Origin of the sequence: Mesorhizobium sp. WSM3879 (genome assembly GCF_002294915.1) — a bacterium.
Taxonomy (GTDB): Bacteria; Pseudomonadota; Alphaproteobacteria; order Rhizobiales; family Rhizobiaceae; genus Mesorhizobium.
The window spans coordinates 80,615-93,202 of sequence record NZ_NSFZ01000008.1 but is presented as its reverse complement, the minus strand read 5'-3'; the positions used below and the strand labels follow the sequence as shown (position 1 = coordinate 93,202).

At 63.5% G+C, this 12,588-nt stretch carries 15 protein-coding genes; 7 read left to right on the top strand and 8 right to left on the bottom strand.

Features of this window, described 5'->3' with window-relative positions; translation table 11 throughout:
• The first annotated feature begins 55 nt into the window (after window positions 1-55).
• Window positions 56-1,114 (top strand): polysaccharide deacetylase family protein, encoded by a 1,059-nt coding sequence (locus tag CK218_RS19055; RefSeq protein WP_095828537.1) that lies wholly within the window; start codon window positions 56-58, stop codon window positions 1,112-1,114.
• A gap of 12 nt (window positions 1,115-1,126) precedes the next feature.
• Here the strand turns inward: CK218_RS19055 and CK218_RS19050 are convergent, their stop codons facing one another.
• Both CK218_RS19050 and CK218_RS19045 read right to left on the bottom strand, forming a co-directional pair.
• Window positions 1,127-1,531, bottom strand: a complete 405-nt coding sequence (locus CK218_RS19050; protein WP_067000818.1) for a hypothetical protein — start codon at window positions 1,529-1,531, stop codon at window positions 1,127-1,129.
• Between the two features lie 93 nt (window positions 1,532-1,624).
• Window positions 1,625-1,840: a DUF2842 domain-containing protein gene (locus tag CK218_RS19045; RefSeq protein ID WP_067000821.1), complete on the bottom strand. Its 216-nt coding sequence runs from the start codon at window positions 1,838-1,840 to the stop codon at window positions 1,625-1,627.
• 153 nt (window positions 1,841-1,993) lie between these two features.
• On the opposite strand from CK218_RS19045, the gene CK218_RS19040 reads away from it, so the two are divergent.
• A complete protein-coding gene (locus tag CK218_RS19040; RefSeq protein WP_095828536.1) occupies window positions 1,994-3,085 on the top strand; it encodes a COX15/CtaA family protein in 1,092 nt (363 codons plus the stop codon).
• Between the two features lie 22 nt (window positions 3,086-3,107).
• Here the strand turns inward: CK218_RS19040 and argC are convergent, their stop codons facing one another.
• Window positions 3,108-4,040 (bottom strand): N-acetyl-gamma-glutamyl-phosphate reductase, encoded by a 933-nt coding sequence (gene argC, locus CK218_RS19035; protein WP_095828535.1) that lies wholly within the window; start codon window positions 4,038-4,040, stop codon window positions 3,108-3,110.
• Window positions 4,041-4,069: 29 nt separating this feature from the next.
• A complete protein-coding gene (gene speB / locus CK218_RS19030; RefSeq protein ID WP_095828534.1) occupies window positions 4,070-5,071 on the bottom strand; it encodes an agmatinase in 1,002 nt (333 codons plus the stop codon).
• A gap of 232 nt (window positions 5,072-5,303) precedes the next feature.
• Here speB and CK218_RS19025 point away from each other — a divergent pair, with 232 nt between their 5' ends.
• Window positions 5,304-6,362 carry a glycerophosphodiester phosphodiesterase family protein gene (locus CK218_RS19025; RefSeq protein WP_095828533.1) on the top strand — a complete coding sequence of 353 codons (1,059 nt, stop codon included), beginning with the start codon at window positions 5,304-5,306 and terminating at the stop codon, window positions 6,360-6,362.
• A gap of 200 nt (window positions 6,363-6,562) precedes the next feature.
• On the opposite strand, the gene CK218_RS19020 is transcribed toward CK218_RS19025, so the two are convergent.
• The gene (locus CK218_RS19020) at window positions 6,563-7,435 is read right to left on the bottom strand and encodes an aldo/keto reductase family oxidoreductase (protein WP_095828645.1); all 873 of its coding nucleotides are present in this window, start codon (window positions 7,433-7,435) and stop codon (window positions 6,563-6,565) included.
• Between the two features lie 94 nt (window positions 7,436-7,529).
• Between CK218_RS19020 and CK218_RS19015 the strand changes: the two genes are divergently transcribed.
• Window positions 7,530-8,438, top strand: coding sequence for a LysR family transcriptional regulator (locus CK218_RS19015; RefSeq protein ID WP_095828532.1), 909 nt, complete (start codon window positions 7,530-7,532; stop codon window positions 8,436-8,438).
• Window positions 8,439-8,496: 58 nt separating this feature from the next.
• On the opposite strand, the gene rpsI is transcribed toward CK218_RS19015, so the two are convergent.
• From rpsI to CK218_RS19000, 3 genes are all read right to left on the bottom strand, one after another.
• Window positions 8,497-8,973 (bottom strand): 30S ribosomal protein S9, encoded by a 477-nt coding sequence (gene rpsI / locus CK218_RS19010; RefSeq protein WP_066989448.1) that lies wholly within the window; start codon window positions 8,971-8,973, stop codon window positions 8,497-8,499.
• Complete coding sequence (gene rplM, locus CK218_RS19005) at window positions 8,973-9,437, bottom strand: 50S ribosomal protein L13 (protein WP_066989450.1); 465 nt, start codon at window positions 9,435-9,437, stop codon at window positions 8,973-8,975. Before rplM ends, rpsI begins: the two co-directional genes overlap by 1 nt.
• A gap of 224 nt (window positions 9,438-9,661) precedes the next feature.
• Window positions 9,662-10,123, bottom strand: a complete 462-nt coding sequence (locus tag CK218_RS19000; RefSeq protein WP_095778659.1) for a PaaI family thioesterase — start codon at window positions 10,121-10,123, stop codon at window positions 9,662-9,664.
• A gap of 148 nt (window positions 10,124-10,271) precedes the next feature.
• On the opposite strand from CK218_RS19000, the gene CK218_RS18995 reads away from it, so the two are divergent.
• The 3 genes from CK218_RS18995 to CK218_RS18985 are packed head-to-tail and all read left to right on the top strand — an operon-like array spanning window position 10,272 to window position 12,433.
• Window positions 10,272-11,093, top strand: coding sequence for an enoyl-CoA hydratase (locus CK218_RS18995; RefSeq protein ID WP_095828531.1), 822 nt, complete (start codon window positions 10,272-10,274; stop codon window positions 11,091-11,093).
• Window positions 11,094-11,138: 45 nt separating this feature from the next.
• Window positions 11,139-11,915: an AAA family ATPase gene (locus tag CK218_RS18990; protein ID WP_095828530.1), complete on the top strand. Its 777-nt coding sequence runs from the start codon at window positions 11,139-11,141 to the stop codon at window positions 11,913-11,915.
• Entirely contained in the window at window positions 11,912-12,433 is a 522-nt protein-coding gene (locus tag CK218_RS18985; protein WP_095828529.1) for a CoA-binding protein, read from the top strand. Before CK218_RS18990 ends, CK218_RS18985 begins: the two co-directional genes overlap by 4 nt.
• Window positions 12,434-12,588: the final 155 nt, after the last annotated feature.

Genomic DNA, 12,588 nt, shown 5'->3' with positions numbered 1-12,588 from the left:
TGGGGTTCGCGTAGGCGCAAGTCCTTGGGTGAGCCTAGGCGCAAAAGGTGAATGAATGATCGACGGGGCCGAGGCAATCCGGAAGCTGGCGTTGAACGTTGCCCGCTACACCGGTCTCGCTCCGCTGGCGAGGCCGTTTGTCGGCGGCATCGGTGCCATCTTGATGTTGCATCGCGTGACCGCGACGCCCGAGAAGCCGAACAGCGTCAATCGCCATCTGAACATCGCCCCTGCCTTCCTCGACAAGCTGATCGCCGACATGAAGGGAAGGGGCTATGCCTTTGTTACCCTTGATGAAGCGATCGAGCGCATCGAAGCGGGCGGCAAACACGGCCAGTTCGCCACCATCACCGCCGACGATGCCTATCGCGACAACATGACGGAGGCGCTGCCGGTATTGGAGAAGCACGGTGCGCCGATCACCATCTATGTCGCGCCCGGCCTGATCGACGGTGCCGTCGACCTGTGGTGGGAAGTCATCGAGGATATCGTCGACACCGGCTCGCACCTGATGCTGAAGACGAAGAGAGGATCGACGGTCGTCGATTGCTCGACACCCGGCCGAAAGATCCAGACGATTGCAAGGCTGAACGCATGGTTGACCCTAGAGGTCCCCGAGGAAGAACAGGGCGCCGCGCTGCGTGAACTGGCGCGCTCCAACGGCATCGAGCTCGGCACCGGCCGCCCCGGCACCCTGATGAGCTGGGATGAGATTCGCAGGGTGGCCGCCCATCCGCTGGTGACGATCGGCGCGCACACCGTCAACCACCGCAACCTTAAGCGGTTGTCCGAGGCGGAAGCGCGTCACGAGATCGGCGACGTCCGCCGTATCCTCATGGAACGGCTGGGCGCAGAGCCGCGCCACTTCGCTTACCCCTACGGTTATCCCAGCGCGGTTGGCTGCCGCGAGGTCGGCTTCGCTCGTGATGCCGGCTATGTCTCGGCGGTGACGACCCGGCATGGCGTCCTGAGAGCCGAGCATGCCGGCTTCCTGCATGCGCTGCCGCGCATCTCCGTCAACGGCCGCTACCAGAGCGTCGCCCATATCCGCACGATGCTGTCGGGTGTGACGACGCCGCTTGCCAATGCCGGCAAGATGGTCGTGACCATTTAGCCCGAAGGGGCGTCAGCATCTGTGGAAATAGCGGTAGGTGTCCGGCGCGCTCATCCATTTGAGCTGTGACGCAAGCCCGCCATGCGCGTTGATCCAGCCTCGGATGTCGGCGGCATAGGCATTCCACAAGACGGCGGTCATGTCGGTGCGGTGCGCCAGATGGAAGCCGAAGCTTGCCGCAGGCATCACGCAGATGCGGCTGCGGGGAATATAACCGAGCAGCACCGTGCAGGCCGACTGGCATTTGCCGACGATGCGGACATTGACGCCGCGCGCGGCGAGCCCCTTCCAGCGCTGGCTGTACGCGGCGACGCTGCCGCCATGATCGTCCGACACGTTGATGGTTTCGGCGGCTGCCATCGAGGCCGCCATGCAGGCGATGATCAGGATCAATCCCGCGAACGAGGCTTTTGGCATGACGCAAGCCCTCCCTGCCATGCGGTCAAGCCAGGCAAGTTAGTCCCAATGCGCAATCACGTATGAATCACGTTAGCGTTGGCGCGGCCGCGCTCAGCCCTTCTGAGGCGGCTCCAGGATCAGCCATTTGATGATGCCCATCGCCGGCAGCACCCAGAACAGGCCGCTGAGCAGGAAGAACAGGAAATGCGCCAAGGAGCCGTATTCGGCGAGCCTTGTGACCGCGATGGCCGAGGCGATCAGCGCGTAGATGACGACCAGCGCCACCAGCAGGATGGTTCCGATCAGCTTTCTCAGGCGAATGGGCATGTCGCGGTCCCGTTGACCCGCTTCGCTTAGGCCGATTGGGGAGCGGGCGCAACCGCCGCGGGCCGGCGCGACGGCGTGCCGCGCTGTCCGGTCTTGCCAGCCGGGCGGCCATGGTCCACCAATCCCGCGATTTTCAACTGCCGGGAAACCCCCATGGCCGCCATAACCACCACGGCCCCATACGCCGCCCGCGATCGCGATCTCCACAACCGCGCGCTGGTGCGCGGCTGGCTTTATTTGGTGCTGGTCGTGCTGGCCGCGCTGGTGCTGGTCGGCGGCGCCACAAGGCTCACCGGTTCCGGCCTGTCGATCACCGAATGGCAGCCGATCCATGGCGTGATCCCGCCGCTCAACGATGCCGAATGGCAGGAAGAGTTCCAGCGCTACCAGCAGATCCCCCAATATACAGAGCTCAACAAGGGCATGAGCTTAGAAGCTTTCAAGTCGCTCTTCTGGTGGGAATGGGTGCACCGCATCCTCGCCCGCAGCGCCGGCGCGGTCTTCGCATTGCCGCTGCTGTTCTTCTGGGCGACGCGCCGCATCGAACGCGGCCTCGGGCCGAAGCTTCTAGGTATACTTCTGCTCGGCGGCCTGCAGGGGGCCATCGGCTGGTGGATGGTGGCCTCGGGTCTAGTCGACCGTGTCTCGGTCAGCCAGTACCGGCTGGCGACGCATCTGACGCTCGCGGCGCTAATCTTCACCGCCACCATGGTTGTCGCGCGAGGATTGGCGCCGCACTCCGAGCGCGCCGCCGACCGCTCGACCCAGCGGCTTGCCGGCGCGATCGTGCTCTTGGCACTGATCCAGATCTATCTCGGCGGCCTGGTTGCCGGCCTCCACGCCGGCCTCTCCTACAACACCTGGCCGCTGATGGACGGCAAGGTGATCCCGGCCGATCTCCTGCTCTTGAAACCTGCCTGGCTGAATTTCTTCGAGAACCCGAAGACTGTGCAGTTCGTGCACCGGCTCGGCGCTTACACGCTCTTTGCGGTGGCGCTCTGGCACATGATCGCCACCTGGCGGCGTCAGCCCGGCACCACGCATGCCCGCCGCGCCACGCTGCTGTTCCTGCTGGTGCTGGCGCAGGCCTCGATCGGCATCGGCACGCTTTTGATGCAGGTGCCGCTGCACATGGCGCTCACCCATCAAGGCGTCGCGCTGATCGTGCTCGGCTTCGCCGCCGCGCACTGGCGCGGCACCAAGGGTGCCTATCCGCTGCCCACCGAGATCGCCGTCAGAGGCTGAGGCGCGCCTTGCGCATCGTCGCTCAGTGCTTGTTGCCGAGCATCAGGTCCAGATTCTGCACGGCAGCGCCGGAAGCACCCTTGCCGAGATTGTCGTAGACGGCCAAGAGCAGCGCCTGCGCCCGCTCGTCATTGGCGAACACATAGACCCTCATCCGGTTGGTGCCGTTATAAGCCTCCGGATCAATCTCCGGCATGCGCTCCATATGCGTATAGGGCGCAACCTCGACCACGCCGCCGCCGACCGATGCATAGTGATCGGCGATCGCCGCATGAAGCTCGGCGCCGCTCGGCACACGGTCGAGGCCGCCGAGCTGCAGCGGCACCACCGTGATCATGCCTTGCGCGAAATTGCCGACGGCGGGCTGCATGATCGGATCGTGCGACAGCTTCGCGTAGGTCCTAAGCTCCGGCACATGCTTGTGCTGCAACGTGAGCCCATAGGGCAGGAATTCAGGCGCGTCCTCGCCCTTGCCGACATAGTCCTCGATCATCGGCCGGCCGCCGCCGGAATAGCCGGAGATGCCGTTGACGGTGACGGGGAAATCGGCAGGCAGCAGGCCGGCCGAGACCAGCGGACGCAGCGTCGCGATAGGGCCCTGCGGCCAGCAGCCGGGATTGGCGATGCGTTTTGCGCTGGCGATCTTGTTGGCCTGATCCTTGTCCATCTCGGCAAAGCCGTATTCCCAGCCTTCGGCCACACGATGCGCACTCGATGCGTCGATGACCTTGGTCGTATCGGTCTCGATCAGCGATACGCTTTCCTTGGCCGCGGCATCCGGCAGGCAGAGGATTGCGACATCGGCGGCGTTGAGGAATTCGGCCCTGGCCGCGGCTTCCTTGCGGCGGTCGGCGGGAATGGAGATGATCTCCAGATCGCCGCGGTCGGCCAGCAGCGCCCTGATCTGTAGGCCTGTCGTGCCATGTTCGCCGTCAATGAAGATTTTCGGTTTCATCGGTTGCCAAAATCCCTGCGATTCCAGAGCTATATGCCTTGAGCGTTATGTAGTACGGCATGAGTGCCGTTGTTCAGGTCGTCGAGCCGCGCCTTCCTTTCGGCCACCAGGCCGAGATAGTGCATCGCGATGATCGATCCGGCGATCGCCGTAATATCGGCATGATCATAGGCCGGCGCAACCTCGACGACGTCGGCGCCGATGATATCGATCTGGCCGAGTTGGCGCAGCGTCGAAAGCATCTTGGCCGAAGATGGGCCGCCGGCCACAGGTGTGCCGGTCCCCGGCGCGAACGCCGGGTCGAGGCAATCGATGTCGAAGGTAAGATAGGTCTTCTTGCCGCCTGTGCGCTCCACGATCGCGTAGGCGATGTCGGAGGCGCGCATCTCCTCGACCTCATGGCCGTAAAGGATCTTGATGCCGAACGTGTCCGGCGCATGGGTGCGGATGCCGATCTGGATCGAGCGGTCTGGATCGATGATGCCTTCTTTGACTGCACGGGCAACGAAGGAGCCGTGATCGATGCGCCTGCCGTCGTCCGGCCAGGTGTCCTGATGCGCGTCGAACTGCACCAGCGCCAGCGGCCCGTGGATCGCTGCATGCGCCTTCAACAGCGGCCAGGTGACGAAATGATCGCCGCCGAGCGTCAAAAGGAATGCGCCTGAGCTCAGGATCTTGGCCGCCTCGCGCTCGATCGTACCGGGCGTCTTCTGGTGGTTGCCGCTGTCGAGCAGGCAATCGCCGTAGTCGACCACGGCGAGCTGTTCGAACAGGTCGCGCGAGAACGGATATTGCGGATCGTTGTCGAGGATCGCCGAGGCGCGGCGAATCGCCTGCGGCCCGAAGCGCGCGCCGGGACGATTGGTGACCGCGGCGTCGAAGGGAATGCCCCACACGACGGCGTCCGCGCCCTTCGCATCCTTCGTATATTTGCGTCGCATGAACGACAGCGCGCCGGCATAGGTCGGCTCCAACGAAGCGCCCGTTTTGGAACGGGCGGTGAAGGCGTGGTCGATCTCTTGGTTCGCCATTACGGGTCCTCGGTTGTCATCGGGGAGCCACAACTACAGAACCGGCACGCAACTTGCCAGTCACAGCTTGCCGATATCGAGCGGCGCTCGAGGAGTGCCACGGCAACACAGGATTTGTCTCGCCATGACGCCTCGCCAGGCGGATTTGAGCAAACACCTAGCCGGCTTCGTTCACCTCCCTGTCATGGGCATCGCCTAACCGGGTCCCGACCCGGAACGGAGCGATTCCCCGATGCGAACACTCTGGCTGAGCCTTCTTCTGTCCGCCGCGCTTGCGACGGCCTCGAGTCAAACCTTAGCCGGTGAGACGCGCGCCGCCCAAATCCTCGACCGCTTCGAACACGCCAACCAGTGGCGCGACCATGTGATGATCGCGGCGCATCGGGCCGGCAGCATGCAGGCCGGCAAGACGCTTTATGCCGAGAATTCGCTTGCCGCGGTCGAGGGCTCGATCGCGATCGGCGCCGAGATAGTCGAGGTCGATGTGAGGCGCTCGAAGGACGGCGCGTTCGTCATCATGCATGACAGCTGGCTCGACCGTACCACGAACTGCAAGGGCGAGGTGGCGGAATATACGCTGGCGGAGCTGAAGAAGTGCCGGCTGGTGATCGAGGGCACCGGCGCCGTCACCAGCGAGCCGGTGTCGACGCTGCGCGAAATGCTGCTGACGACCAAGGACAGGATCCTGATCAATCTCGACAACAAGCTCGAGGTGACGGACCTGCCCGGCATGATCGCGGTTGCCCGCGATCTCGGCATGGCCGATCAGGTGATCGTCAAGGAGAACCTGTGGAACCAGGCGCGCATTGAAGCCGTGAAGGCCGCGCTCGCCCAGGCGGGCGGCGGCTTCCAGTTAATGCCGATCCTTGCCGATGACGCCGTGCAAGATGCCGCCTTTGCCGGCGAGGTCGACAAGGCGTTCGCGCCACGCGCTATCGAGCTGATCAACTGGCGCAACGGCGCCGAGACGCTGACCGCAAACGGCGGCCCGCTGTTCAGCACGCGCATGCGGGCTACAGCCGTCCGCGGCGACTGGCACCTCTGGGCCGATACCTATGCCATCGTCAACAAGCCGGGCGGCTTCCTTGCCGGCGGCCGTGGCGACGAGCTGGCGGTCGCTGCCAGCCTGCCGCGCGAGGCTTGGGGTTTCTGGGTCGATCGCGGCGCCACCATCATCCAGACCGACGAGCCAAAAGCGGCGATCGAATGGCTGGCTGCCAATGGCTATCGCGTACCGTACACGACGGACATCAAGCAAGCCGAGTCGGCGCATACGGCCAGTATCAATTAAGCTGACGTCGGCGCTTCACCCCGCCCGCCGCTTCGCGCCGACCTCCCCATCGAGGGAGCTAGAGCGTCGTGCCAGCCTGCCGTCGCTGCATGCCTGCGACATTCATGAAATGCTAAACCCGTTTGAGCGTAAAGCGCGGCGCCTTACCTCTCCTTGATGGGGAGGTCGCGCCGCAGGCGCGGGCGGGGTGCTGCGCCAACCTACGCCGCTTTCGCCACCCCATCCAACTCGCGCAGCACATCCGCCGACAGCTCCAGCTCCGCTGCCGCAAGGTTCTCGCGCAGATGCCCGACCGACGACGTGCCCGGGATCAAAAGGACGTTGGGCGAACGCTGCAACAACCACGCCAGCGCAACCTGCATCGGCGTCGCGCCGAGCCGCTCGGCCACGCCGGACAGCGTCGACGATTGCAACGGGCTGAAGCCGCCAAGCGGAAAGAACGGCACATAGGCGATGCCGTGGCGCGCCAGTTCACCGATCAGCGCGTCGTCGTCGCGATGCGCCAGATTGTACTGGTTCTGCACACAGACGATGTCGCAAATCTTGCGGCCTTCCTGGATTTGCGCTCGGGTGACGTTGCTCAAGCCGATATTGCGCACCAGGCCCTTGCGCTGAAGCTCGGCGAGCTTGGTGATCTGCGCCTCGATGGAGCCCTCCGCTGGACCATGCATCCCGAACATGATGCGCAGATTGACGACGTCCATCACCTCGCGGCCAAGATTGCGAAGATTATCATGTACGGCCTGTTCGAGCTCATCGGCTGTGAAGGCCGGCAGCCAGGAAGCATCTTCGCCACGACGGGCGCCGATCTTTGTGACGATGGTGAGGTCGTCGGGGTAGGGCGATAGCGCCTCGCGGATCAGCTTGTTGGTGACGTGCGGGCCATAGTAATCGCTGGTGTCGATATGGTTCACGCCTTGCGCTATCGCTTCGCGCAGCACGGCGATGGCCGCGTCATGGTCTTTCGGCGGACCGAACACTCCTTTGCCTGCGAGCTGCATGGCGCCGTAGCCGAGGCGGCGGACCGACCGCTCGCCGAGTTTATAGGCGCCGGATTTGTTTACGCTGGACATCGGGTTCTCCTTCATTGTCGGCGAGGGAGATAAGACATAGCCGCTGTTCCGATAACCAGCTATATTCGGCACAGCTTGAACGAAATTTAGGACAATGGCGGCCGAACTCAACGATCTCCAGGCATTCATGGCCGTGGCCCGCGCCGGCGGCTTTCGCGAAGCAGCTCGCGCCACGGCCGGCAGCGCGTCAGCGCTCAGCGAAGCCATCCGCCGTCTGGAAACCCACCTCGGTGTTCGGCTCTTCAACCGCACCACGCGCAGCGTTGCTTTGACCGAGGCTGGTGCCAGCCTGCTGGCGCGGCTCGGCCCCGCATTGGGCGAGGTAGAAGCTGCGCTCGATGTGGTGAACGGCTTTCGCGACCGGCCCGCCGGAACGTTGCGTCTCAACGTGCCGATAAGCGCCTCGCGGCTGGTGCTGCCCAAAATCGTTCCGGGATTTCTCGCGGCCTATCCCGCCATTCGCCTGGAGGTGATCGCCGAGGAGAACTTTGTCGATGTGCTGGTGGCCGGCTGCGACGCCGGAATCCGCTATGACGAGCGGCTGGAGCAGGACATGATCGCGGTGCCGATCGGACCGCGCGCGCAGCGCTTCACGACCTCCGCCGCGCCGTCCTACCTTGACCGGCACGGTCGGCCGCAGCACCCGCGCGAACTGCTTGGCCATGCCTGCGTGCGCGGCCGCTTTCCGAGCGGGGTCATGACGCCCTGGGAGTTCGAGCGGGTCGGCGAGGTGGTGCGGGTCGATCCCACGGGGCCATTGGTCGTCAGCATCGGTGGAGGCGTCGATCTCGCTGTCGATGCGGCGATCGCCGGCGTCGGCATCCTTTGGCTCTTCGAGGACTGGGTGCGCCCGTATTTCGACAGCGGCGTTCTGGAACCGGTGCTCCAGCCCTGGTGGCAAAGCTTCTCGGGGCCGTTTCTTTATTACCCTGGCCGGCGCTTGGTGCCGGCACCGCTGCGCGCCTTCATCGACTACATAAAAACGCCGGCCGGGCACTGGTGACGGAAACAAAAAAGCCGCCCGGAGGCGGCCTTTTCGAAATGCTTGGACTTCGCAGCGCTTAGCGCTTCGAGAACTGGAAGCTGCGGCGGGCCTTGGCCTTGCCGTACTTCTTACGCTCGACCACGCGGCTGTCGCGGGTGAGGAAGCCGCCCTTCTTGAGCACCGAACGCAGGCCCGGCTCGTAATAGGTCAGCGCCTTGGAGATGCCGTGACGCACGGCGCCCGCCTGGCCGGAGAGACCGCCGCCGATGACGGTGGCGACGATGTCGTACTGGCCGGCGCGGTTGGCGGCGACGATCGGCTGGTTGAGAATCATCTGCAGCACGGGACGCGCGAAATAGGTCGCGAATTCCTTGTCGTTGACGATGATCTTGCCGGAGCCCGGCTTCACCCAGACGCGCGCGATGGCGTTCTTGCGCTTGCCGGTGGCATAGGCGCGGCCCGACTTGTCGAGCTTCTGGACGTGGACAGGCGCGGCCGGCTGCGCGGCGGTCGTGACAGTCCCGAGTTCTGCGAGCGAGGAAAGCTCAGCCATTACGAGGCCCTCTTGTTCTTGGAGTTCAGCTTGGCCACGTCGAGCGTGACGGGCTGCTGGGCCGCGTGCGGATGCTCAGTGCCTGCATAGACGCGGAGATTCTTCATCTGGCGGCGGCCAAGCGGGCCGCGCGGGATCATGCGCTCCACAGCCTTCTCGACGACGCGCTCGGGGAAGCGGCCCTCGAGCAGCTGGCGCGCGGTGCGCTCCTTGATGCCGCCGGGATGGCCGGTGTGCCAGTAATAGACCTTGTCGGTGTACTTCTTGCCGGTGAACACCACCTTGTCGGCATTGATGACGATGACATTGTCGCCATCATCGACATGCGGGGTGAAAGTGGGCTTGTGCTTGCCGCGCAGATGGTTGGCGATGACAGTGGCAAGGCGGCCGACGACGAGACCCTCGGCGTCGATCAGCACCCACTTCTTCACCACATCCGCAGGCTTCTGCGAAAAGGTAGCCATGTTTTGCTCTCAGGTTGACCGTCCTGTCCGCGAACGGCAGGAACAGGCGTTTTTTGTTGCTTGAATTGACGGAGAGGCCAAGCCGTCCGGCAATAACAAAACGGCGGCCCTTGCGGCCGCTGTTTCGTGACGGCTTATAGGCGAGGGTGCCGGATGCGTCAAGCCAAGCGGAAACTCTACTGGCGCTGAAAATAAAGCAAAAACAATCAATTGGCGAAACGGTATTATTTTACCTCATCCATTCGCTTCGGCGGGATCGAATAGGTCCCTGTGGCGTGGGCCACCGTGTGCCGGTCGGCCCCGGCGACGATGTCGATGTCGAAGACCATCAGGCTCTTTCCGAGCTTAAGGATACGGCAATGGCCGTCGATCGGTCCGGCCTCGGCCTTGCGCATGAAGTTGATGTTGAGATTGGTCGTCACCGAAAGCGCATCCGGCCCGGCATGGCTGAGCACGCACACATAACCGCCAATGTCGGCAAGCGTGAACAGCGCCGGACCCGAGACGGTGCCGCCGGGGCGCAGATGGCGCTGGTCGGCATTGAGCCGCACCGTGCAGCCGCCCGGAAACACTTCCAGCGCCTCATAGAAGGAGAACTGGTCGTTGAGCTGCGGATAGACGTTTGCCATCAGCGCGTTGACTTCGGCCGCGGTCAGCACCGGCTTGAGATTGCTTTGAGCGGGCATGCGCGATTCCTATATACGGGAAGTTCCAGACGGCGCGCCTGGACCAAACGGTGCCACGGAGAAAACACGTCTCGCGGCTGTTCTTCAATCGGCAGCATGTTAGTTCTGTTGCTCCATGACCCGGGACCGCTGATCGAGAGGTTCAAAAATGGCCGAAGTCGTTGCCATCAAGCCCGCCGTCGCCGACGGCCCGGTTCTTGTCAGCCAAGACAAGGGCGTGCTGCGACTCACCCTTGCAAGCCCGCCGGCCAACGCGCTGTCGCTGGCGACGATGGCGGCGCTGCAGGCCGAGTTCGACCGCGTGAAGGACGACAAATCCGTACGCGTCATCATCCTGGCAGCGTCAGGCAAAGTGTTTTGCGCCGGCCACGACCTCAAGGAAATGACGGCGCACCGCGCAGAACCGGATCGCGGCCGCGCCTTCTTCGAAAAGACCTTTGTCGCCTGCGCAAAGCTGATGCAGACCATCGTGCGCCATCCGAGGCCGGTGATCGCCGAGGTCGACGGTTTGGCTACCGCGGCCGGACTGCAGCTTGTCGCGAGCTGCGACCTCGCCATCGCCTCGCACGAAGCGACCTTCTGCACGCCCGGCGTCAATATCGGCCTGTTCTGCTCGACGCCGATGGTTGCGCTGTCGCGCAACGTCTCGCGCAAGCAGGCGGTGGAAATGCTTCTCACCGGCGAGACGATCGATGCGGCGACGGCCAAGGAGTTCGGTCTCATCAACCGGATCGTGCCGCGCGAATATCTGAATCAGGTTGTCAACAAATACGCGCAAACCATTGCTTCAAAATCGTCTTTGGTGGTCAAGACCGGCAAGGAGGCGTTCTACGCCCAGGCCGAGATGGGGCTGGCTGACGCCTACGCCTATACCGGCCGTGTGATGGTGGAAAACATGCTGGCGCGCGACGCCGAGGAAGGCATCGGCGCCTTCATCGGCAAGCGCAAGCCGGAATGGGCCGACGAATAATTGACCCGAGAATGCAGCGCGCTTTTTCATGATTGACGGTCCGACGTGGCTGCCCGCAAGCAACTGACGCGGCTGAAAGCGCCCTATCTCAAGCGCATTCTGCTTGAGCCTTCGCGCGTCGCGGATTGGGATGGATATCCATGGAGCCTGCCGATCTTCCGGGATCGCGAGTTCGAGTTCGAATTCACGTCGGCCATCACCATCATCGTTGGCGAGAACGGCACCGGCAAATCGACGCTGCTCGAAGCCATCGGCGCGCTGGCCGGCTATGACGAGGCCGGCGGCGGCAAAGGCTATATGCCCGTCGACCACTCAGGCGCCATCGACAAGAGTGGTGCTGCACTTGCCGCTGCGCTGCGCTGCCATTGGCTGCCGAAGGTCACCGCGGGCTGGTTCTTCCGGGCGGAGTCCTTTTACTCCGTGGCTCGTTATCTTGACCAGGCGGCGCTGGAGTCTGGCGGAGCGCCGCCGGACTTCCTGTCATGGTCGCATGGCGAAGGGTTCATCCGCTTCTTCGAGGAACGCTGCCGACGACAGGGCATCTACATCCTCGACGAGCCCGAAAGCGCGCTCTCGCCGACGCGACAGATCGAGTTGCTGAAGCTGCTTCAGCGCATGGAGCGGTCCGGCACCGCGCAGGTGATCATGGCGACGCACTCGCCGTTGCTGATGGCCTGCCCGAACGCGCGGCTCTTCCGCATCAGCCGCATCGGCCTCGATCTGATTGATTTTCAGGACACCGATCATTTTCGCATAATGCGTGACTTCTGCAGCGATCCGGCTGCCTTTCTCGCCGATGCGCTGTATGAGGACGAGCCATGAATCACGACGCCTACGACAACAGCGCCATTGCCGGCATTCTGAACTCGGTGAAGACCATTGCCATGGTCGGCGCCTCGCCCAACGACGTGCGGCCGAGCTATTTCGTGCTGAAATATCTGCTGACCAAGGGTTTTTCGGTGTTGCCGATCAATCCCGGTCATGCCGGCAAGCAGATCCTTGGACAGACGGTCTATGCCAGCCTGGCCGACCTGCCGCACCCGGTCGACATGATCGACATTTTTCGCGGCTCGGCCGCTGTCCCTGGCATCGTCGAGCAGGTACTGAAGCTCGATCCGCTGCCGAAGGTCGTTTGGATGCAGCTAGGTGTTCGCCATGACGAGGCCGCCGCGCGCGCCGAGGCAGCCGGCATCAAGGTGGTCATGAACCGCTGTCCCAAGATCGAATATGGCAAGCTGTCGGGCGAGATCGGCTGGACCGGCGTCAACTCCGGCGTGCTGTCGTCGAAGAAGCCATTGATGCGCAAGGGTTTCCAGAGTTTTGGCGTGCGCCAGAAATAGACGGACAACCAGGCGCGCAAAATTATTCCGGGAAGAAATGGATTTTCCCGGGCGTTCGCCGCAGATCGCACGCCGAAAGGTATTTTGTTCTTTGCATTCACGACCGCGCTTGGCCAAGAATGCCCGGCGATTTTCGCAAGTTTGAGAGGGAGGCT

Bases quoted from the DNA above. Each gene is read 5' to 3' on its own strand.
- CK218_RS19055 (WP_095828537.1), top strand. From the start codon at position 56: ATGATCGACGGGGCCGAGGCAATCCGGAAGCTGGCGTTGAACGTTGCC.
- CK218_RS19050 (WP_067000818.1), bottom strand. From the start codon at position 1,531: ATGCCAAAAGCCTCGTTCGCGGGATTGATCCTGATCATCGCCTGCATG.
- CK218_RS19045 (WP_067000821.1), bottom strand. From the start codon at position 1,840: ATGCCCATTCGCCTGAGAAAGCTGATCGGAACCATCCTGCTGGTGGCG.
- CK218_RS19040 (WP_095828536.1), top strand. From the start codon at position 1,994: ATGGCCGCCATAACCACCACGGCCCCATACGCCGCCCGCGATCGCGAT.
- argC (WP_095828535.1), bottom strand. From the start codon at position 4,040: ATGAAACCGAAAATCTTCATTGACGGCGAACATGGCACGACAGGCCTA.
- speB (WP_095828534.1), bottom strand. From the start codon at position 5,071: ATGGCGAACCAAGAGATCGACCACGCCTTCACCGCCCGTTCCAAAACG.
- CK218_RS19025 (WP_095828533.1), top strand. From the start codon at position 5,304: ATGCGAACACTCTGGCTGAGCCTTCTTCTGTCCGCCGCGCTTGCGACG.
- CK218_RS19020 (WP_095828645.1), bottom strand. From the start codon at position 7,435: ATGTCCAGCGTAAACAAATCCGGCGCCTATAAACTCGGCGAGCGGTCG.
- CK218_RS19015 (WP_095828532.1), top strand. From the start codon at position 7,530: ATGGCGGCCGAACTCAACGATCTCCAGGCATTCATGGCCGTGGCCCGC.
- rpsI (WP_066989448.1), bottom strand. From the start codon at position 8,973: ATGGCTGAGCTTTCCTCGCTCGCAGAACTCGGGACTGTCACGACCGCC.
- rplM (WP_066989450.1), bottom strand. From the start codon at position 9,437: ATGGCTACCTTTTCGCAGAAGCCTGCGGATGTGGTGAAGAAGTGGGTG.
- CK218_RS19000 (WP_095778659.1), bottom strand. From the start codon at position 10,123: ATGCCCGCTCAAAGCAATCTCAAGCCGGTGCTGACCGCGGCCGAAGTC.
- CK218_RS18995 (WP_095828531.1), top strand. From the start codon at position 10,272: ATGGCCGAAGTCGTTGCCATCAAGCCCGCCGTCGCCGACGGCCCGGTT.
- CK218_RS18985 (WP_095828529.1), top strand. From the start codon at position 11,912: ATGAATCACGACGCCTACGACAACAGCGCCATTGCCGGCATTCTGAAC.